Below are 21,510 nucleotides of genomic sequence, written 5' to 3' on the forward strand. Positions count from 1 at the left end.
TTTAATATCCCCAATCCGTATGCGATACGGGTAGCTTGTTTAATTCGTCTCTGTGTGCCCTCCATTTGGGCATGAACTTATTCATCAATGCAATGAAGCGGTCATTGTGGCTTCTTTCGAGTAGATGTACCAATTCATGCACGATGATGTATTCCAGGCAATTCTTAGGCTTCTTCGCTAATTCCAGATTGATCCAAATACGCTTCTCAATGGTGTTGCAGGTTCCCCATTTGGTGCGCATGTGTTTCACACCCCATGCCTGGGCTTTTACATCCATTACTTTTTCCCATTTCTCTATGATTTCAGGAATCTGAGCCTTTAGTTCTTTTCTGTACCACTCTTTGAACACCTTAGCTTTTTCTGATTTGCTTGCACCATTCTTTACAAAAAGGTTGATCTCCTTATGGTTTTTGATTTCCACTTTGTTACGGCCATCATGCTCTATCACATTGATCAGATAGCGTCTGCCCTGAAAGTAGTGGCTTTCACCTGAGACAAAATCCCTTGGAGTTTCTCTGGCCTGGGACTTGAAGTTTTTGATGTGGCGTTTGATCCATGCCAGCTTAGAGATGGCAAATAAACGTATCACTTCATCATCCGTACGGGAGGGAGCCGCAAGGCGAATCCTTCCGGTAGGAGGATATACCGCAAGGTGCATGTTTTTGATGTCTTTTCTGATGACATCAATATCAAGGTTAGCGATATGTAATTGCTCGATGCTAGTACTCATCTTGTGCCTTGATTATTTTCATTAATTCATCTGTCTGAGCCTGGTCTTTGATCAGATCCTTTACGGCCAACATGAGCTTCTTTTCACGGATGCCACCATCTCGCCAATCGTCCAGCTTGGTGCTTTGGATCAGGTTGTCCAATGCTAAGGCCAATACTTCGTTACCGTCCAAATTGTCGTAAAGTGCTCTTTTTGCTCTGGTGGTTAATGATTTTGGATAGCTGTTGGTTTCGGATGGTTTGTCGATCATACCAGCCAGTTCCTTTATCTTTTTGAGGTAGGCTTCATAAGCCATTGCTTCCCGTTTGCGTTGTTCGATGAGTTCATCCAACAACTGAGACATTTTCTCAAAATACTTGGGGTTGGTAGGCTGCTCCTCAATGATCACTTTACGCATGTTGTTTTCAATGATTTCAGCGATGGCCTCCTCACGCTTGCGATCCGCTTTTGATTTGTAGTCACCAGCAGGGTCATTCCAGGCATTACCTTCTGAGTCTCCCTCTGTGACCTTTACAATCAAGTCCACCAAACTCTGGTTGTCAAAGTCGGAGATTTTGCGGCTCGGATTGGCTGCCAAATACATGTCCATCAGCTGGCGCATACCCGGTTCAAAGCGTTTTAAATCCACTTTATCACCACTGGCTACTTTGATGGTTTCTCTCAAATTGGCGTAGAAGTCAACTTCCTCTTTGATCTTGTCTGCTTCTGCCTTGGAGTAACCTGCCTTATGCATTTCGTTGGCAAGGTTGGCATAAGCACGAATGAGTGAAACTGTGAGCTTGTAAAGCGTTAAACGCTTTTGTTCCGTGTTTTTCAGGTCATCCTTGTTTTCGGTATTACCACAGAAGAAACGAATGAAATTCGGTTCGTCTTTCGGGTGTACTGGCTCGCACAATGCACGAACAGCATCTAAGGCATCATCCAGTCTTTCCCTGCTTTTTTCGTAGCGGTCAGACAGCAAGCCATGCACATCATCCAGATCAAAGTCATCAAAAGCTGCGGAGGTATAGTCTTTAATGGACTTTCTCAGACTGTCGAATAAATCTTTGTAATCCACTACATAGCCGTAATCCTTATCATCTGTATCAACTCTGTTTACACGGCAAATGGCCTGGAATAAGCCGTGATCCTGCATTTTCTTATCAATGTAGAGGTATGTGGCGGATGGAGCATCGAAGCCTGTCAATAGTTTATCTACCACGATGAGCAATTTCATCTTTGCAGGTTCTTTGATGAAAGTGTTCTTTATCGTGTCTTCAAATTCTTCAGGGCTTTTGCCATTGAGCATTCGCTGATACACATCGTATTGCATCAGCTTATCTGTGGGTGCGCCTTCTCCGGTTTCCTCTCCTTTGAGGTCTTTGACCGAAGGCTCATATGAGGTGATAATGGCACATTCCTTAAATCCTGAGTTTTGGAACAACTCATAGTATTTACAAGCCTGGTAAATGCTGCCTGAAACCAGCATGGCGTTACCGTCACCACTGGAAAGGCGAGGCTTGATTTTGAAGTCTTTGACAATATCAAAAACGATCTTTTCTAATCTGGACTTGGAACCGAGCACTTTTTGCATGGTTCCCCATTTCTTTTTGAGTTCGATCTTGGCCAGATCGTTCATGCCTTTGGTTTCGGCATCAAACCAATCATCAATGCTCTGCTGATCGGTGATGAACTGCTCTACATCTCGGGCTTCATAAAGTAAATCCAATACCACTCCATCTTCTACAGCCTCATCGAATTTGTAGGGATTACCGATGTAAGGTCCAAAGACCTCAATGCTCTTTTGCTTGTCTTTTTTGAGTAGGGGTGTGCCAGTGAAACCTATGAAGAGTGCATTCGGCAATATGAGCTTCATGGCTTCATGGAGCTTGCCTGACTGTGTACGGTGGCACTCATCTACAAATACATAGATGTCTCCTTTAGCTTTGAAATCGCTGGAAAGGCTTTTTTTCAATTCCTCGATGTATTTGTCCAGGTCTTCATCAGTTGCCTCTGCCTGTCGGCCAAACTTGTGGATCAGGCTACAGATCAGCCAATGGTCTTTTACATTCAGCTTGTCCAATAAGTCTTTGCCGCTTTTGGTGCGGTAAATCTTTTCTTCATTGTCAATGAACTTGCCTTCAATCTGTTTATCCAGCTCGTCACGGTCTGTGATGATGAGTACACGGCTGTCCGTTACATTTTCATGAATCCACTTGGCCAGCATCACCATCATCAAGCTTTTACCACTGCCTTGTGTATGCCATAAGATACCGCCTGCACGGTCTCTTACATGTTGCTGGGCGGCTGTGATGCCAAAGAATTGATTGGGCCGTGATAGCTTCTTAGTTCCTTTATCAAATACAACAAAGTCGTGAATGATGTTGAGGAATCGGCTTTTCTCACAGAGTTGGAAGAGTTGGCGATCTACGGAATAATCAAACTCCCTTTCACAATCTTCTTTCCATGCCAGGTAGTACTTCTCAGGTGTTTCGATGGTTCCGTAGCGTAAACCCTCAGTATCATTCCCGGCCATCACAAACTGCATGGTAGTGAAGAACTTTTGGATGAACTCAGCCTTTTGGTTGTCGAGGTTCTGACGAATGCCTTGCTCAATACCTACTTTGCTACGCTTTAGTTCTAACACTCCAAGTGCAATGCCATTCACATAGATGACAATATCCGGGCGTTTGGTGTTTTTGCCTCTTACGGTCACTTCCTCGGCTATGGCAAAGTCATTGACAGATGGGTTAGACCAATCGACCAGCCAAACAGTTTCGTTGAGCTGACCCAATTCTTCTTTGACGGTAACACCGTAGCGCAAGAGACGGTAAATCTTCTTGTTGGTGGTGTACAATCCCTCTGAGAGATCGGAGGCAGTGAGCACCAGCTTTTCAATGGCTTTCTTGGCCAACACCGAAGAGTAGCCTTGCTTATCTGTTAAAAAGCGATAGAGCCGATCCTCCTCAATGGGAAGGGCACGCACTTCTTCCTGCCAATCACCTAAATAAGTGTAGCCCATTTCCTTGAATAGCTTGACTATTCTGTCTTGACTTGGCCGTTCTGTTTTGCCGATTTTTTTGCTCATACTAATCGGGTTTTACCTGTTAAAAGCTCCTGCATCATGCCCTGTTTGATGCGGAGGTATTTTGATTTTTTCGTTTCTAGTGATTCGATCTCTTTGTCCATATCAGAAAGGATTGAAGCAATTGCCTTCTGTTCATCTATTGTTGGAGGTAAAGGAATTTCAAATGTCCTAATTTGACCAATATTGAGGCCTTCACGATTTCCACCTGATTGGAAACTGTCTATTTGTTTTTGTCCGTCTTTTGAAAGAAGAAATGCACTAAGAAAAGTTGGATCTAATTGTTCCGACTTAGGTCGAATTATGCATACATGCTGATTCACGTTACCACCTGAAAGAATTTCATTGGCCATGGCACTTCTACCAATGGAAGCTCCTGATATATTTAAGAAAACATCGTTCTCAAATATTTCAGTATTCGGAAATGTTGCATGGATTTCATCTGTAATAAATACTAAATCATTCAACAGTAATTTCCCCCAACCAATATTTTGACTTCTTACAAATGGTCGACCAAACTCTTTGTAAACGGTTGAGCCACCTTTAGGTGTGATACCACTGCCAATCTTCGTAGTTAGTTCACCTAATGATTGGAATGTCCACTCACCCTCAAAACCCGGCAACCGCTGACCACCTTGAGCGGGAGATTTAAGCAGTCGTTGCATGGCTCCCTGTTTGATGGCTTTCTTTTTGGCAATGAGCTTGTCTAGATTGGTGATGAGGGTATCTACATCACTGAGGGCAGTAGCTATGGCTTTTTGTTCCTCAGGAGGTGGAACGGGAACTAAGACGGTCTTCAAATTTGCTTTTGAAACACCATACACTTTGAGACCAGTAGCCAAGCGATCCATGCTTTTCTTGACTGGTGCCATGCTGTGGATGTAAGCTTTAAATCCGTCTTCAAAATCACCATTCTTATCTCTCAATAAGAAGGTGTGTAAGCCTGAAATAGCTAGCTTATCGCCTAAGTTTTTTACCTCAACGCTTTTGCCAATACCAGAGTAATCCTCAGAAGCATCCGCCATGATAATATCCCCATCTTTAACAAATGGATATTTCTTGCCTCGATCTAAATCAATGAAAGAATTGAAGCCATTACTGAAGTCTAAGAACTGGTGATACTTGGTGTGTAAGTCACCGTAGTGTACACACCGAACATCACCTTCCTCGGAAAGCTCATCTCTTGAAAACGAAGAGGTGGTTAGAAATTGGAATAGTTCTCCGTAGGTTTTTGGAGTCCATTCATTCGGGATAATCCCAACTTCCGTTTTTTTATAGCCTTCTCTTAGTTCCATGCTATTCCCATTTTTAAGAGGTGTTGGTTTACCTTACTTTCATAGTCAGTCACGGACTTACCTAAATCGCCCAGCGTACTGTCATAGCGTTCTGCCAGTTCCCTGATCCTTCCGGTCAATCGCTGAGAGATTTCATCTATCTCGGCTTGTATGTTGGTGCTAAGGGTAGTCATCCACTTATCATCCACTACCAAGGTTTGTACTTCCACCTCAGTGAGTTCTCCGTATTTGCGGATGGTCTTATCCTCCAATGCAGCGTAGGCTTCTTTGATTTTACTGGATAGCTGATTGATTTCTTCCTGTAAGGCCATCAGCTTTTCAATGGTCTTGATTTCCGGTATGTACTCACCATCAGTTGGCATGATGCCTTTCAGCTTGGTGAGGAGTACATCACGCTGCTTTTTGGCTTCTTTGCGCAGGCTCGCCTGCTCACTCAGCAGGGATAGGTAGTGGTAGTGTACATCCAGTTCCTCGAACCAAGGGTGTTGAATGCCTTTTTCCCAAGCTAAGGACTCAAATTTGTTCTTCTTAATCGGGGCTACTTTTTCCTTGTATTGCTCGGGCAGGTCAGAAATCGTTATTTGTCTTTGCAGCTCAAGAATGCGCTCCTGAATGCTTCCTTTTACCAGCTTGCCTTTAGCATTTGTGAGCTTTTCGAAGAAGGTTCCCCAGAGTTCACCTTCCAGCATCTCTCGAATGGAAGTGGTGCATTTTTCCAGGTCTTCCTGTGTGGCCTGATATTCTTTAAAATGCTCAGGGAAGTGAGTGGCAAAAGCTAAGTCCTGGTATTCGTCCAGTTTCTCATTGAGTTCCGCTTTGGAGACTTTACCGTTTTCAACATCTTCAAAAATGGCTTCCTCACCTGTATTGTCCGCCAAGAGGGTAGTAAAGTCATTCTCCTTCGCTTCCTTTTCTGATTCCTTGGCTTGTATGGCTTTCAGGTCTACAGGAAAGTATCGGTTGACCACTAGATGCTTTGGCACAAGGTCGCAATCGTACACCGTTTCCTTTTTGGTCTGCTTCACAATGTGGAGTTTGGCTATCCAGCCATCTTCAATGATCATGTAGGTATCATCCTTCATGATGTCCAGCCAAAAGTCCATCAGGTGCTGGTACATGTCGTAGCGATCTACTAATGCTTTATCTGAGTATTCGGTTAGCAGATCCTCCGCAATAGCGTGTATGAGTTGCTTAGGAGAGGTTTCTTCATTGATGCCTTTCAGCGTGGGTGTGTTTTTGGTTTTCCAGCTCTCGAAGAGTTTATCCATTTCCTTGCGGTACGCTTTAAACTCCTGATGGCTGAAAATGGCCTCTTTGATGGCAGTTGCTTCTGCTTTCAAAGCATTGTAACCCGGTCTCACTTCTTCAAATAGCTCGGTTTTTAGGCTTGGATATACTTGCCAATATGGATTCATGCCATCCACATCTCGCTGCGGAATACCACCGTTGATATGTGCATCCAAATCCTGAATATCCTCATCTTCCTGCGTATCGATGTATCGAGGAATGTTCAAGTTGTACTCGTTGGTTTTGATTTCATCAAATGGAACAAATCGAGAATATTTAACAAGCGGCTTTTGAGAGTTAAATACATCTACAATCTTATGGATGTCCTGCTCTCTGAGCCTGTTCTTGTTTCCGTCTTTCAAATAGCCTTTGCTGGCATCTATCATAAAGATGCCTGTGCGTGTGTCGGTATTCTCTTTGTCTATGACAATGATGCATGCCGGAATACCCGTACCGTAGAACATATTTGGGGGTAAACCGATGATGCCTTTGATGTATTTGCGTTCAATAAGGTTTTGGCGAATGTCGGCTTCCGCATTGCCTCTAAACAATACACCGTGAGGCAAGATCACCGCTGCTTTACCTGTGCCTTTGAGCGAAGCGATAATATGCAGTAAGAAGGCATAGTCACCGTTTTTATCAGGTGGCACACCATAGTGAATGAATCGCTTAAACTCATCATCCAAAGGTGTGATGCCCTGACTCCAGTTCTTTACGGAGAAAGGAGGATTAGCCACTACACGGTCAAAGCGTTTGAGTGAACCGTCTTTTTCTTTGTGATCCGGTCGGGCAATGGTGTTGCCTTTTTTGATGATAGCATCCTCGTAGCCATGCATCCACATGTTCATGATGGCCAGACTTTTTACTGAGCTTTCTTTTTCCTGACCGTAAAGCGATAAGTGTCGGTCGGATTCCATAGCGACTTTTAGGAGCAGTGAGCCTGAACCACAGGTAGGGTCATAAACAGAGAAATCAGAAGATTCGGCTTTCTCAATGTCAATGATCTTGGCCAATACTCTGGAAACCTCAGCAGGAGTATAGAAATTCCCCTTACTCTTTCCAGACTCAGAGGCGAAATGTCGCATCAAAAATTCGTAAGCATCTCCAAGGATGTCATCGTCTTCTGCCCGGTTGTTTTTGAAGTTGAGGGCTGGGTTTTCGAATATCCTTATAAGGTCATCAAGAAGGTCAACCTTCTCTTTGTCGCTCCCCAGCTTATCATCATCATTGAAGTCAACCAGTTCTACAGAACCTTCCAATCCATTTTCGCGGAAAATAGGGCGGATGATTTGCTTGTTGATCTTATCACCAATGTCTTTCTGTCCTTTGAGTGCAACCATGTCTTCAAATGTTGCTCCCTCAGGAATTGTGATTAGCCCATCCTTGCCAGCGTATTTATCAGATACGTATTTGATAAAAAGCATGGTCAACACGTAATCCTTGAATTGGGCATAATCCATTCCACCGGATGCCCTCAAGGCATTACAACCTTCCCAGAGTGTGCTGTATAATTGTGATTTCTTTATTGCCATTTCAACTCTTTACACTCATTTTGTTTATGAACAGATTGCATTTTTATTTCTACCGAAACAAGTTTTTTAAACTAATTAGGCTTTGGCCCTTTTTAGCCCGTTAAGCCATCAAATCGAGATCAACCTCTATTATTAAATCTTCAATTTCAATGTCATCACCCTCTACAAAGAGAAATGTCCCTCTTCCATCGGCAACTTTAAAGCTACTATGTTTAATACCATCGCTAGTACTCATGAGATTTAGTGTAAAGTGAAACTGAGCATTCTTAAACGTAAATGATCGTTGTGGTATGTTAACAAATACGTCACCCGAGTTGAGTTCAACCTCGCTGTCAATTATACCATAGTGGCCAGGTTCTGAATTGTTCAGCTCTTCTTCCCAAGCAGGGTGAAACTGAAGGTCTTCCGCAATTTTTTCTCTTATCTTTTCTAGTGTCATAGAACTTCCAGTTAATTCAAATTCAAATATTTCATTCAGGGCTTCCAAGTTGATTGACGAAACTTTAAGGCCGTGCATGTACTTGAAGAGATTGTCTATTGTATAATTTGACTTCCCTTTCTCAATTGCAATAATCTGGTGTCTCAACAAACCGGAGTTTTCTGCAAGTAAGTCTTGTGAAATCAAGTGTTCCTCCCGGATTGACTTGAGAAAAGCTCCAAATTCAAATCTTAGTCCCATACATCAAACATAAGAAAAAGTATCAATATTAATACGTATTGTTTACGATACTTTGCGAATAATGATTACCTTCAATCTCAAGAGTACTATGGAGAGAAGAAATGGGGCATAAAAGGAGAATTGGATAGAAATATTTGTCATGAAGATAACAAAACTGAAAATTGAGAATTTCAGAGGCATTGAGAAAGCCGAATTATATTTTAATGGTAATACAGTGCTTGTTGGAGATAACAATACTGGAAAATCCACTGTTCTTGAGGCAATTGACCTAGTTTTAGGACCTGAGCGGTTATCTCGCTATCCGGTAATTGATGAACATGATTTTTATGCTGGAAAGTATATTTCTCCATCAGAATTAGAAGATGAGGATATTGAAAACCCGAAAATCAAAATTGAGGTAATTGTAAATGACCTTAATGAAGATCAAGAAACTCGTTTTAGTAACAATCTTGAATGGTGGGATTCCAATTCTAAAAGTCTACTAGAAGGCCCGCCTGCCAATGCTACGGATCAAGATAATGTCAAGGCTGCTTTAAGGATTCATTTTATTGGCTACTATGATGAAGAAGAGGACGATTTTTTTGGAGAAACATACTTTTCATCCCCGCAGCTGGAGGATGAAACATTTACAAAGTTTGGTCGAAGCGATAAGCGCATTTGTGGTTTTCTTTTTCTTCGAACTCTTCGCACAGGATCACGAGCATTAAGTTTAGAAAAAGGATCTCTATTAGATGTAATACTGCGCCTTCAAGAATTAAGACCCAAAATGTGGGAAGATATCTTAAGTGAATTAAGACAAATCCCAATTGCTGAAAACCCTGAAATTGGAATATCCCCTATCCTAGAAAAAGTTCAAAAGAGTGTGCGCTCATTTGTACCCTCTGAGTGGGCTGTTGATCCACATTTGCGTGTTTCTGACCTTACACGAGTCCATCTAAGAAAGCTTTTAACAGTATTTATGGGAACAGGGGCTATGGTTGATGATGAGACTGAATATGCAGCGCCATTTCAACACCAAGGAACGGGAACAATTAACACCCTCGTTTTATCTCTCCTAACAATGATTGCGGAACTAAAACAAAATGTAATTTTTGCTATGGAAGAGCCAGAAATTGCAATCCCACCACATACCCAAAAGCGCATTGTAAACAGTGTAACGGGTAAGTCAGCTCAAGCTATTTTCACTTCTCATTCTCCATACGTATTAGAAGAGTTCGACCCTCAAAATATCCTTGTGGTTAAGAAAACAGGCGGTGAATTAACAGGATCAATAGCAAAATATCCACCAGCAGTTAAACCAAAAAAATATAGAGAAGAGTTTAAAAGGCGATTTTGTGAAACCTTGTTAGCTCGGCGTGTTTTAATTGCTGAAGGGAGAACAGAATATGAGGCTTTCACTACCGCAGCAAGAAGACTTAATGATCTCGACTCTGATAAATACACTTCTCTAGAGGCTTTAGGCATAGCTGTGATTAATGCAGAAACAGATTCCCAAATTGAACCACTAGGAAAATTTTATAAAGACTTAGGTAAAGAGGTCTTTGGTGTATTTGATCAGCAAACCGATGAAAGTAGAGCCGCAATTGAAGCTGTAATTGATCATCCATATGAGGCTCCTGAAGATAAGTTTGAAAAGGTTGTTTTAAATCAAACTGCGGAAAGTGGATTAAGAAAATTTGCATTATCCTTAGTTGAAATTGATGAGTGGCCTCCTCATTTAACTGACCGGACTCCAACGGAAGAAATGTCATTTGAGGACTTAAAAGAAACTCTTAAAAGATATTTTAATTGGTCTAAGGGTTCGGGAACTGCAGCTGATTTGTTCAGCATATGTAGCATACATGAAATACCTGAATATGTAAAAAGCACCTTAGAAGCCATCAAAAATATTGTTGATCCCAAGGCTGAAGATGCTGCTGATCTAGATCATGACGAGGCTCAAGCGGCTGAATAAATATGCCAGAAATATTTGATCTATCTGTAGAAAAAAGAAGACTACTAGACCAGGATGGACATCTATTGGTTTTGGGTGGACCGGGTTCCGGTAAAACAACTATTGCATTGCTTAAAGCTGAAAAACTCATCACAGAAGGCTTAGGCAATCATCAAAAAATCTTGTTCTTGAGCTTTGCAAGAGCAACCATTTCTAGAGTTGAGGAAAAAGCAAAAGGAATGCTTAATCCGATTAACAAAAAATGGTTGGAGATCAATACCTATCATGGCTTTATCTGGGGGTTATTAAGAAGTCATGGTTATTTGATAAATGACTCAAGGCTAAAATTATTAACTCCTCCTGAGGCCGGAGCTATATTAGCTCCATTTACCAATGAAGATCGGGATAGAGAAAAATTGCGATTATTAAATGAGGATGGCTTGCTTCATTTTGATCTATTCGCCCATACGTGCGCCCAACTTCTAACAAGAAGTGAGAAACTTTCCTCCATTATATGCAAAAAATACCCTGTAATAATCCTTGATGAATTTCAGGATACAAACGGAGATGAATGGAGTTTTATACAAGAGCTTGGAAAAAGAAGCACCTTAATTGCTTTAGCAGACCTAGAACAACGAATTTATGGGTTTAGAGGGGCAGACCCAGCAAGAGTAGGTCAATACATAGATGTCTATGCCCCCGAACAGTTTGATTTTGGTAACGAAAATCACAGGAGTTTTGGTACTGATATTACACGCTTTGGGAATGACCTTTTAACGGGAGCTAATAGAAATAATACGTACAACAATGTTAGGTGTATCCAGTATAGATATTATAACCCCCCACATATACCTTTAAAAACTGAGGTCATAAGCCGTATTCGAAAGTTATCAGTAGAAAATAGGGAAAGCTGGTCCCTTGCTATTCTGGTTCCTACAAAAAATCTTATGACAACAGTTTCAGATTTTTTGAGTGAAGAACAGACATTTGGAAATCGAAGGCTTCCAATAATTGGACACGATGTTCTCTTGGAAATGGCTGGACCTTCTTTAGCTGCAGTTTTGATTGCACGTTTAATAGGAAAGGAAAGCCTCCACGATGGTTTAGTAAAAAATTGTCTTGCCGATTTAGATGCACATATTCGAGGTAGGGGTGGAAATACCGCACCTGCACAAGCCAAATTGCAACTTTCAGAGGCAATAAGAAATTATATTGAAACAGGAAATATCAGAGGAAAAAATCGTCAGCTTCTCATAGCTGAGGTTACTCGTATAGCGGAGGAAGTACAAGAATTTCGATTTTCTGGAATTCCAGGTGATGATTGGATTTTAGTTAGAAAATTACTTCAGAATTCCACCAGCCCAGAGATTAAACAGGTTGGCGAAGATGCCAGATATTTACGGTTGTTAAGAAAAGGTACAGTTCTAAATTCAGGTCTAAGTGATCTTTGGCGCACAAATGGTAGCTATAATGGTGCTTCCTCACTTATTAGCAATGCTTTAATCCAGGAGCATTTCTCTTCGACGATCACAACTTGGAAGGGTGTTCATGTTATGACCATGCATGCAGCTAAGGGCAAAGAATTTGATGAAGTCATTATATATGAGGGGCCTAGCAGATATAGAGATAAAATTCTTAGACAGAATGCAAATGATCGAGACACTGATCAAGCCAAATTGGCACTGAGAGTAGCTGTTACCAGAGCAATGAAGAACACGACCATACTCACCCCAAGCTACGATTCTTGCCCATTATTGTAATTGTACACCCGATTCAGAAGTATTTTTGCACTAAATCAAAATGGCCTTGAGAGAGATTAAATAGGTTTAATGTTTTTACTATGTTTTTACAAGCTTCGATCAAGCTTTTCATAAAGGCCTTAAAACAACAAAACCCTCTGATAATCAGAGGGTTTTTAGTAGCGGGAGCAGGACTCGAACCTGCGACCTTTGGGTTATGAGCCCAACGAGCTACCAACTGCTCCATCCCGCGATATATCCTTCAGCTTTTCTGAAGTGGAATACAAAAGTAGGTGATAAATCCATTCTAAACAAGTACCTTTGCGAACTAATTTAAAAATTCATGGAGAGTCGTCCGCACAAGGCTGGTTATGTGAGCATTATAGGTAAACCAAATGTTGGTAAATCTACTTTAATGAATGCGATGGTAGGTGAAAGACTCTCAATTATTACTTCAAAAGCGCAGACTACCCGTCATAGGATTATGGGAATCTTGAGTGGAGATGATTTTCAAATCATTTATTCCGACACTCCTGGGATTATTAAACCAGAATATGAACTCCACGAAACTATGATGCGTTTTGTGACCAGTTCTTTCGAAGATTCAGACCTTATTTTATTTGTTACCGACCTTTACGAGAAATATGAAGGTGAAAAAGTGATCGATTACTTGAAGGAAGTGAAGGTGCCGGTGATTTTGGTGATGAATAAAATTGACTTGGCTAAAGGATCTCAAGCTGAAGATAAAGTAGCTTATTGGAAAGAGCTCATGGACTTCCATGATATAGTAATGGTTTCGGCTTTAGAAAATATTGGAATTGAAGGCGTGTTTGAGAAAATTATTGAGCACTTGCCAGAGCACCCTGCTTACTTTCCGAAAGATACTCTAACCGATAAACCTGAACGTTTTTTCGTGGATGAAATGATTCGTGAAAAAATCTTCAAACAATACAAAAAGGAAATTCCTTATAGTTGCGAGGTGGTGACTACTTCTTTTAAAGAAGACGAAAATATTATTCGCATCTCGGCCGATATTTATGTAGAGCGCGATAGTCAAAAAGGAATCGTGATTGGGCATAAAGGCGAATCGCTTAAAAAAGTGGGTACGGCAGCACGAGAGGATTTGGAAATTTTCTTTGGGAAGAAGATATTTCTTGAAACCCATGTGAAAGTAGAGAAGGACTGGCGAAAAAAGGAAGCGAAATTAAAACGCTTTGGTTACTTAAATTAACGAGTAACAAAGTAAGAATAACAGTTTGGGGTGGTTGGCGATAAATGCATAAACCCAAGATCAATCTTAGATCGAACATTAAAAATTTGAAATCAAAATGGCAAATATAGTTGCAATTGTAGGGAGGCCTAACGTAGGTAAATCGACTTTATTCAATCGTTTGGTAGAAAGACGGCAGGCGATCATGGATAACGAAAGTGGCGTTACCCGCGACAGACACTACGGTTACGCAGATTGGATCGGTAAATATTTTACAGTGATTGACACTGGAGGTTATGTTACTGGATCAGAAGATGTGTTTGAAGGAGCCATCAGAACCCAAGTAGCTGAGGCCATGGAAGAGGCATCAGTAATTCTATTTATGACCGATTGCCATTCGGGCTTAAACCCGTTAGATAAAGAATTTGCTAGAATTGTGAGGGGGTTGAAAAAGCCTGTTTTGGTGGTGGCTAATAAGGCCGACAACACCGATTACCACTATATGTCCAATGATTTTTATGCACTCGGATTGGGAGATATTTTCCCTATTTCTGCGGCTAGTGGTGCAGGAACAGGCGAACTTCTTGATGAAGTGGTAAAACACTTTGAAGAAGATGGTATCGAAGGGCCAGATGATGGAATTCCTAGAATTGCAGTTTTGGGGCGTCCAAATGCTGGAAAATCTTCTTTCATCAACGCCTTATTAGGTAAAGAAAGAACCATCGTTACGGATGTTGCTGGTACTACGCGCGATTCCATCAATACACGTTATACTCTGTTTGGTCAGGATTTTATTCTGACTGACACTGCCGGAATTCGAAAGAAATCTAAAGTTCACGAAGACATTGAATTCTATTCTGTAATGCGTGCTTTACAGGCCTTACAAGATTCAGATGTTTGTGTAATTATGATTGATGCCGAACGTGGTTTGGAAGCGCAAGACATGAACCTTGTGAGCTTGGCAATAAAGTACCGAAAGGGCATTATGCTTATGATTAACAAGTGGGATTTGATTGAAAAAGATTCAAATACCATGAAGAAATTCACGGCCGATTTAGATGATAAACTGGGTCAGTTAACTTGGATTCCAAAGATTTTCACTTCGGTTACAGAAAAACAAAGAATATTTCAGGCCATAGAATTAGCGGTGAAGGTAAATGAAAATCGTGAGCGTAAAATCTCTACTTCTAAGCTGAATGATATCATGCTTCGCGAGATTGATCATTATCCGCCACCAGCCTTGAAAGGCAAGCACATCAAAATTAAGTATGTTACTCAACTGCCTACAAGAACACCAACGATTGCGTTTTTCTGTAACCTTCCTCAATACATTAAGGAGCCTTACGAGCGCTTTTTAGAGAATAAACTCAGAGAGCATTTCGAGTTTGATGGAGTACCTATGAAGCTTGTATTTAGGCAGAAATAGGTGAAAAATGTGAGGTCAAAGTTGGAGGGTAAGGTTCCTGAAGCCGCAATCGAGTATTGTATTAAGCTTTGGAAACTTTACCCTTTTCAATTTAAGGTAAATAGAAAAAGGCTTTCGAAATTGGGGGATTACCGCTACGACCCAAGAGCACAATCGCATACCGTTACCGTTAATACCGATCTTAATCCTTATCAGTTTCTGATTACCTACATCCATGAAGTGGCGCACAGGGTGGTGCATAAACCTCGGTCGCGACAGTTGCCGCATGGTGTGCAGTGGAAAAGCAAATATCAGGAGTTGATGTTACCCATGCTCAATCCAAGCGTTTTTCCTGACGATGTGCTTCGTGTTTTGGCTAAACATATGAAGAACCCCAAAGCGAGCACAGCAGCCGACCCGAAATTGGTGAAGGTACTCGCACAATATGATGTTCATACTGCTTCGCAGCCAATTCTTGAATCTGTGATTATAGGTGAGGAGTTTTTCTTGAGAAAAAGGAAATTCAGAAAGCTAGAGGTGAAAAGAACACGGGCTTTATGTTTGGACTTGGCCAATAATAAGCGATATCTTATTTCTCAAATTGCTGAAATCAGTCCGGTCAATAAAGAAGCAACTTCCGAATCGCCAAAAGTAGTTCCTACTAAGAAATCAAAGAAGGTCAATTCTACGGCTAATAATCAAATCAACCTTTTCGAATAAAAGTTCTGGCTTTAGGGTTCGCCAGTTTTCAATATCCAAGTCGCCACCAAAGTTTAAGTAGTTGTCTACATTATATACTCTCATTTCGTCCACTACAAAATCTCTGAAGTTGATGCCGCAAATCCATCCTTCTTCCACATCTTCAAACCACTCTTCGTAATAACTATCATCAGAGCCATGGAAGTTGAGTACGTTTTCACCAATTAAAATGTATTTATTAATCCCTAAAGGGGTAAAATGATCGATGATATTTCGTTTGAGGTGCATAATGTCGTTGTTCAGCGCATCATTCCATTCCCCAATAAATTCAATCACCATAAAACCTCTATCGTAATCGGCATAAAGCACTTTGATGTAGAGCGTTTCCGATCCCATAAAGTCCCAATGCGGATCGATATAGTAGCCATAAATGGTATCGGAATACAAATCGAAGTTGTAACTTTTTCCATCGTATGGAGAATTCTTGTCTTCCGCTACATTGTAGTATTTGAGCCAGCCGTAGTGAGGTTCAATGGTGTGCATAGGAGCAAAACAACCTTAGGAGAATTTTGTTCCAAAAGTGGTGTTTAATCCTCTCTACTATTCATTTCCATAACTACTTTCCAAAGAGTGCCTAACAGCATCATTGTGAAACCAATGATTAAAAGCGTATTTTTTTCAGAAGTTTCAATATGGAAAATTAATCGAGAAAGCAGCGTACCTATGACCAGTAGGACACCTGAAATAGCGACAGCAGAAGCTAGCTTTACAATGGTTTGTCGTTTCATGAGAATTTGATCTTTGGAAAAAGTGCAGGGGTGCTTTTCTTATATTCAAGATATTCATCCCCAAATTGTTGAATGAGTTTTTTTTCTTCCAATCGAATACCAAAAGGAAGGTAAGCCAGCAGTGCCACTAAGCTGACGAGGTTGACCAAAAGTGGATTATAAATAAAATAGCCTAGAAAAAGCAGAATTGTGCCGGTGTATAAAGGGTGGCGAATTTTTGATTGAAGCTTATCTTTTTTTAGTGTTTGGTCTGATTGACTTTCTTTTTTTAAGCCTAAAAATACACGAAGACTATAGTTTCTGAATGACCTTTTGATGACAAAAAGGCCAAAAGTTGCTAACATTAAGCCTATGTATGTAGTGATTGGGCTGGGAGGCAAAACAAAGGCGCTGTAAATGCTGGCGCCCAGTAGTAAAATAAAAGCAAAACTGAGGGTAGAAAATAGGCTGTAAATTAGCCGGTATGTTGTAGGGTTTAAAGCTACTTTGTTCTTAAAACCGTTTGAAGCCAACAGGCTATGGATTGTATAAAACAATGCCCAGCAGCCAAAAAAGATCAAATGGTTAAGTAACATACTAGGCAATGATAGTCATTATTTTTTGCCCTGAATAACCGTTTAAAACCTTGTGCGAATTATGTTATTTTTTCTAGAAAGGGTCTTATGAGCTGCATTGATTATCTTCGTTTTACTAATTTTTTTAACAGCCAAACCTACCTATGAATCGTATCGACAGACTTACTGCAATTCTTGTCCAACTTCAATCTAAGAAAGTGGTTACTGCCCAAGAGATTGCCAATCGTTTTGAAATTAGCTTACGAACCGTTTATCGTGATGTGCGTGCTTTGGAAGACGCTGGTGTGCCTATTGGTGCAGAGGCTGGAAAAGGCTATTTCATAATGGAGGGTTATCACTTGCCTCCGGTAATGTTTACGCAGCAAGAGGCCAATGCTTTGGTATTGGGGGCAAAGCTAATTGAAGGGCAGACTGACGTGTCTATTAAAAAGAATTTTACCGAGGCCATGTTGAAAATTAAATCGGTGTTGAAGAGCAGCGAGAAGGACGAAATAGAAAAGCTCGAATCCCAAATTGTTGTGCGGCACTTGCCTCAGGTAGAAAAGGAAGGTTTCCCAAATAATTTTTTAGCCACTATTCAGCAGGCCTTGATTGATAAATCGGTATTGCGCTTTCGGTATTATTCTAGCTTTTCAGGTGACTTTACCACCCGCGATATTGAGCCGATTGGCTTAGTGTTTTATGCAGGAAGATGGCATTTGCTTGCTTATTGTAGGTTAAGACAAGCGCCTCGAGATTTTCGGGTCGATCGGTTAGTGAAATTGGAAAAGCTAGATGAAACTTATGATACGGGTCATCAGCCTAGTTTTAGTCAGTTTTTAGAAGAAATTGCCTTTAGTACTGACTTGCAAGAAGTAGTAATTAACATTGATAAAACCGTGGCGCGCTATATTTCAGAACAAAAATACAGTCAGGGTTTTGTGAGTGAGGAAGTGGGTATAACGCACATTAAAATGAAATTTCTGACGCCAAGCCTAAACTACACTTCCCGATGGGTGCTTACTTTAGGTGATGCGGTCGAGATTATTTCTCCAGCAAAACTTACAGCTATGGTAAAGGAGCGGATTGAAGAATTGAGGAAGTGTTATTCGGTTTAATGAAATAAGAAAAATCAACCTTTTCTAAAATCTACTGACATAGGGTTGTCACTAGTGGCCACTTACTTTGATGCATAATCAATTTTTTAAGCCAAAAATAGAACCCTATGATCATGTCGAAATTAAACCTCACCGAAGCTTACCCAGAATATTTCAAGGCCAAGGCCAATCCTCAGTTGGTAGAATTGGAGCCCTATCAGTACATCACCATTCAAGGCAATTCTGCACCAAATGCACCCATTTTTTTAGCCGCCATTGACGATTTATATAAACTCGTTTATGGTATTAAATTCTTTCACAAGAATGAGGGAATGGACTTTGTTGTTCCGAAAATGGAAGCTTTTTGGTGGGTAGAAGGAGAGTTGCCTTTTGAAGAAACGCCTCAGGAAGAATGGTATTGGAAAATTATGTTCCGTATGCCCGATTTTGTTGGGGAAGGGGAATTCAAACTCGTTGTTGATCAATTGGTGAAAGAGGGCAAACTGGCCAACGACCACCAGCTAAAATTCGAGTCCATCCATGAAGGAAAATCAGTTCAAGCATTACACATCGGGTCTTACTATGACGAGCGCAGAACGCTGGAGAAAATCTTCGCTTTCATGAAGGAAAACGACCTAGAAGTGAATGGGTATCACCACGAAATCTATATTTCTGACCCAAGAAAAACAGCAGAAGAAAAGCTTAAAACCATTCTCAGATATGCAGTGAAATAACAATCAGTTCAAAACAACACAATTCTAATACTTCATTGGCCCAGAGCAGACGGCTTTGGGCTTTATTCTTACCCCTGATTCATTACAAAATCAATCACCTTTCTTACGGAGCCATGTGTTTTAAGTAGCTTTTCTGCAGTGGGGCTGTCGATTTGTAGCATCTCCATAATCATTCTTGTACCACGGTCTACCAGTTTATTGTTCGAAAGCTGCATATCTACCATTCTGTTACCTTGCACTTTGCCTAGTTTGATCATTACCGAGGTAGAAATCATATTCAGTACAAGCTTTTGGGCAGTGCCAGATTTCATGCGTGTGCTGCCAGTAATAAACTCCGGACCTACAATGGGTTCAATCGGGTACTCCGCTTCCCAAGCTACAGGGCTGTCTGGATTACAAACAATACAGCCCGTAAGTACTCCGTTTTTTCTGGCTTCTTTGAGCCCACCAATTACATAAGGGGTTCTACCCGAAGCTGCAATACCAATTACCGTGTCTTTATGGTTGATGATGTGTTCTTGCAAGTCTTCCCAAGCTTGATTTTCATCATCTTCAGCATTCTCTACGGCTTTACGAATGGCAGTGTCCCCACCAGCAATAATGCCCACTACAACACCGTGTTCAACCCCGTAAGTAGGAGGGCATTCCGAAGCATCAACCACACCCAAACGCCCACTGGTACCAGCACCAATGTAAAAAATCCTTCCGCCCATTTGCATACGAGGAACAATCTGATTGACCAAAGCTTCGATTTGAGGAATGACTTTTTGCACAGCCAAAGAAACCGTTTGATCTTCCTTATTAATATTAGCCAGCAAATCGGCTACCGACATTTTCTCAAGCGAGTTGTAATTAGATTCTGATTCGGTGATGTTCATGGGTTTGTTATTGAAATTTCAGATGATGCAAAGAAACCAATTTCGGGTTGGCGAATTCTATTTATTGGTGAAAAAGGGTAAGACCAGCAATAGGATGTTCGGTAATATGTTTAATATAAATGCCTTGGTCTACCGCCACTTTTCTTAAAATATTGTTGAAATAATAAGCCACCGAGCCTGTAAAGTGAACAGGTACTTCCTTGAATCCTTCATACTTCGAAACATTTTTGGTAATGAAGATGGTAAAGGCATCGTACACTAATTTATACATATAAGGCTCGCTGATGTGCTCGTTGATAAACTTCGCAAAGCTAGCCAAAAAGCGACCTGGCATGGGCTCTTGGTAAATGGCAGTAAGAAATGCATCCTTGTTCAACCCGAAACGCTCTTTAAAAATAACCCTCAAATGTTCGGGCATATCTTTTCTGTAATAATCCGTTACTAAGGTTTTTCCTAAGTAGGTTCCGCCTCCTTCATCGGCTATGGCCCAGCCCAAGGAAGGCACGTTGCTAATAATTTTACTACCATCGTAAAGGCATGAGTTTGTGCCAGTGCCTATAATACACGCTATACCTTTTTCGTCACCACACAAAGAGCGAGCAGCGGCCAATAAATCATGGTTCACATCAATCTTAGCCTCTTGATAATAGCGGTTCAAGAGCTTGGCTATTTTGTCGCGGTTAGTGCCTGAAGAGCAGCCCGTTCCGTAAAAATAGATTTCGTCTACCTTATCGGGCAACTGGCTGTGGAGGTCTTGAATCACCAATAGAATTTCTTCTTCGGTTTGGTAATAAGGGTTAATCCCTGTGGTTCGGGCCTGTTCAATACTGCCATCGGCACCAATCAGTCGCCAATCGGTTTTTGTAAAGCCGCTATCTGCTATTAATACTTTGGTCATGCTTTATTATGGAAAATCAAAAATAGCAATTCGAACGAAACCTTAGAGTGATTCAGTTCGTGTATGTATTTGGTTTATAAAATAAACTACTTTACATTTGAAAAAATAATTTAACATGGAAGAGAAAGAATTAACCCCTCATGAAAGCATGGCGCTTATTCAGTCGATGATTGGAAAGGCACGAAAGCGCTACTCAGATAACAGTTTCTTTTTTCTCTTATGGGGCTGGATTGTTCTAGTGGCTAGTGTTGGGCATTACTACTTATCTACTTTTACAGACTTTGAATACCCGTTTATTGGTTGGTCGCTTACTATCATAGGGGCGATTGTTTCTGGCGTGGTGGGAGCTAGGCGTGGTAAGAAAAGCCAGGTAAAGAATTATACCGATAAGATGTATGCTTGGCTATGGTTCAGTTTGGGTATGGCCATGTTTACCATTGTTTTTAATGGTCAGCTTATTGGCTGGAATACTGTTCCTTTCATATTACTTTTGGCGGGCGTAGGCACAGCAGTATCTGGGGCCATGATGGGCTTTAGACCTTTGCAAATTGGCGGACTGGTATTCTGGATTTTGGCGTTTATCGCCTTCAGACAACCAGAAAACTATCAAATGCTAATTTTGGCAGGCGGTATTGCTATTGGTTACTTGGTGCCGGGGTATATTATGAAAGCAAATTTCAGAAAACATGGGGTTTAATCAACTCGATCCGCTTTTACATTCGCAGCTTAGGTTGGCCGTAATGTCATTGCTGATTAGTGTAGAAACTGCGGATTTTGTATATATAAAGGAGCAAACGGAATCTACTGCAGGCAATTTGAGCGTGCAGCTAGATAAGCTTTCCACCGCAGGTTACATAGAAATTACCAAGCAGTTTGAAGGCAAAAAGCCTAAAACCACCTGTAAGATAACTCAGAAGGGAGTGGACGCATTCGACACTTACGTAAAAGAAATTCAACAGTATTTGAAGCCATAATTTTTTTGCAATTA

19 protein-coding genes and 1 tRNA gene are annotated in these 21,510 nt (G+C 41.0%); 9 read left to right on the plus strand and 11 right to left on the minus strand.

The window, feature by feature from the left end; genetic code table 11:
* Position 1: 1 nt before the first annotated feature.
* The 5 genes from AWW67_RS17965 to AWW67_RS17985 form a co-directional block, all read right to left on the minus strand.
* Positions 2 to 730 carry a M48 family metallopeptidase gene (locus AWW67_RS17965; RefSeq protein ID WP_062303520.1) on the minus strand — a complete coding sequence of 243 codons (729 nt, stop codon included), beginning with the start codon at positions 728 to 730 and terminating at the stop codon, positions 2 to 4.
* Positions 720 to 3,797 carry a type I restriction endonuclease subunit R gene (locus tag AWW67_RS17970; protein WP_062303522.1) on the minus strand — a complete coding sequence of 1,026 codons (3,078 nt, stop codon included), beginning with the start codon at positions 3,795 to 3,797 and terminating at the stop codon, positions 720 to 722. Before AWW67_RS17970 ends, AWW67_RS17965 begins: the two co-directional genes overlap by 11 nt.
* Complete coding sequence (locus AWW67_RS18645; RefSeq protein WP_071387177.1) at positions 3,794 to 5,089, minus strand: restriction endonuclease subunit S; 1,296 nt, start codon at positions 5,087 to 5,089, stop codon at positions 3,794 to 3,796. Before AWW67_RS18645 ends, AWW67_RS17970 begins: the two co-directional genes overlap by 4 nt.
* A complete protein-coding gene (locus tag AWW67_RS17980; protein ID WP_062303523.1) occupies positions 5,080 to 7,908 on the minus strand; it encodes a type I restriction-modification system subunit M in 2,829 nt (942 codons plus the stop codon). Before AWW67_RS17980 ends, AWW67_RS18645 begins: the two co-directional genes overlap by 10 nt.
* 100 nt (positions 7,909 to 8,008) lie before the next feature.
* Positions 8,009 to 8,587 (minus strand): helix-turn-helix transcriptional regulator, encoded by a 579-nt coding sequence (locus AWW67_RS17985; protein WP_062303525.1) that lies wholly within the window; start codon positions 8,585 to 8,587, stop codon positions 8,009 to 8,011.
* A gap of 139 nt (positions 8,588 to 8,726) precedes the next feature.
* Between AWW67_RS17985 and AWW67_RS17990 the strand changes: the two genes are divergently transcribed.
* Positions 8,727 to 10,541 (plus strand): ATP-dependent nuclease, encoded by a 1,815-nt coding sequence (locus AWW67_RS17990; protein ID WP_062303529.1) that lies wholly within the window; start codon positions 8,727 to 8,729, stop codon positions 10,539 to 10,541.
* 2 nt (positions 10,542 to 10,543) lie between these two features.
* A complete protein-coding gene (locus AWW67_RS17995) occupies positions 10,544 to 12,280 on the plus strand; it encodes a UvrD-helicase domain-containing protein (protein ID WP_062303530.1) in 1,737 nt (578 codons plus the stop codon).
* A 159-nt stretch (positions 12,281 to 12,439) separates the two neighbouring features.
* On the opposite strand, the gene AWW67_RS18000 is transcribed toward AWW67_RS17995, so the two are convergent.
* Positions 12,440 to 12,512: transfer RNA gene (locus AWW67_RS18000), tRNA-Met, on the minus strand.
* Between the two features lie 90 nt (positions 12,513 to 12,602).
* Here AWW67_RS18000 and era point away from each other — a divergent pair.
* From era to AWW67_RS18015, 3 genes are all read left to right on the plus strand, one after another.
* Entirely contained in the window at positions 12,603 to 13,490 is an 888-nt protein-coding gene (gene era, locus AWW67_RS18005) for a GTPase Era (protein ID WP_062303532.1), read from the plus strand.
* 97 nt (positions 13,491 to 13,587) lie between these two features.
* The gene (gene der / locus AWW67_RS18010; protein ID WP_062303534.1) at positions 13,588 to 14,895 is read left to right on the plus strand and encodes a ribosome biogenesis GTPase Der; all 1,308 of its coding nucleotides are present in this window, start codon (positions 13,588 to 13,590) and stop codon (positions 14,893 to 14,895) included.
* A gap of 9 nt (positions 14,896 to 14,904) precedes the next feature.
* Positions 14,905 to 15,594, plus strand: coding sequence for a SprT family zinc-dependent metalloprotease (locus AWW67_RS18015; RefSeq protein ID WP_176700080.1), 690 nt, complete (start codon positions 14,905 to 14,907; stop codon positions 15,592 to 15,594).
* Here the strand turns inward: AWW67_RS18015 and AWW67_RS18020 are convergent.
* Genes AWW67_RS18020 through AWW67_RS18030 form a run of 3 tightly spaced genes read right to left on the minus strand, consistent with a single transcriptional unit; the run spans position 15,544 to position 16,936 of the window.
* Positions 15,544 to 16,116: a hypothetical protein gene (locus tag AWW67_RS18020; protein ID WP_062303536.1), complete on the minus strand. Its 573-nt coding sequence runs from the start codon at positions 16,114 to 16,116 to the stop codon at positions 15,544 to 15,546. The genes AWW67_RS18015 and AWW67_RS18020 overlap by 51 nt on opposite strands.
* A gap of 44 nt (positions 16,117 to 16,160) precedes the next feature.
* Positions 16,161 to 16,361 (minus strand): hypothetical protein, encoded by a 201-nt coding sequence (locus AWW67_RS18025; protein WP_062303538.1) that lies wholly within the window; start codon positions 16,359 to 16,361, stop codon positions 16,161 to 16,163.
* Positions 16,358 to 16,936, minus strand: a complete 579-nt coding sequence (locus AWW67_RS18030; protein ID WP_062303539.1) for a methyltransferase family protein — start codon at positions 16,934 to 16,936, stop codon at positions 16,358 to 16,360. The genes AWW67_RS18025 and AWW67_RS18030 overlap by 4 nt, the downstream gene beginning before the upstream one ends.
* Before the next feature lie 143 nt (positions 16,937 to 17,079).
* On the opposite strand from AWW67_RS18030, the gene AWW67_RS18035 reads away from it, so the two are divergent.
* Positions 17,080 to 18,033, plus strand: a complete 954-nt coding sequence (locus tag AWW67_RS18035; RefSeq protein WP_062303541.1) for a helix-turn-helix transcriptional regulator — start codon at positions 17,080 to 17,082, stop codon at positions 18,031 to 18,033.
* A 113-nt stretch (positions 18,034 to 18,146) separates the two neighbouring features.
* Positions 18,147 to 18,746: a GyrI-like domain-containing protein gene (locus AWW67_RS18040; RefSeq protein ID WP_071387178.1), complete on the plus strand. Its 600-nt coding sequence runs from the start codon at positions 18,147 to 18,149 to the stop codon at positions 18,744 to 18,746.
* 68 nt (positions 18,747 to 18,814) lie between these two features.
* On the opposite strand, the gene murQ is transcribed toward AWW67_RS18040, so the two are convergent.
* Both murQ and AWW67_RS18050 read right to left on the minus strand, forming a co-directional pair.
* A complete protein-coding gene (gene murQ, locus AWW67_RS18045; RefSeq protein WP_062303544.1) occupies positions 18,815 to 19,624 on the minus strand; it encodes an N-acetylmuramic acid 6-phosphate etherase in 810 nt (269 codons plus the stop codon).
* A gap of 61 nt (positions 19,625 to 19,685) precedes the next feature.
* Positions 19,686 to 20,522, minus strand: a complete 837-nt coding sequence (locus AWW67_RS18050) for a hypothetical protein (RefSeq protein ID WP_062303545.1) — start codon at positions 20,520 to 20,522, stop codon at positions 19,686 to 19,688.
* Positions 20,523 to 20,637: 115 nt separating this feature from the next.
* Here AWW67_RS18050 and AWW67_RS18055 point away from each other — a divergent pair, with 115 nt between their 5' ends.
* Positions 20,638 to 21,219: a hypothetical protein gene (locus AWW67_RS18055; RefSeq protein WP_062303546.1), complete on the plus strand. Its 582-nt coding sequence runs from the start codon at positions 20,638 to 20,640 to the stop codon at positions 21,217 to 21,219.
* On the plus strand, positions 21,209 to 21,496 hold the full coding sequence (locus AWW67_RS18060; protein ID WP_053222473.1) for a winged helix-turn-helix domain-containing protein: 288 nt from the start codon (positions 21,209 to 21,211) through the stop codon (positions 21,494 to 21,496). The genes AWW67_RS18055 and AWW67_RS18060 overlap by 11 nt, the downstream gene beginning before the upstream one ends.
* Positions 21,497 to 21,510: the final 14 nt, after the last annotated feature.

Source organism: Roseivirga seohaensis, assembly GCF_001592945.1.
Lineage (GTDB): Bacteria > Bacteroidota > Bacteroidia > Cytophagales > Cyclobacteriaceae > Roseivirga > Roseivirga seohaensis.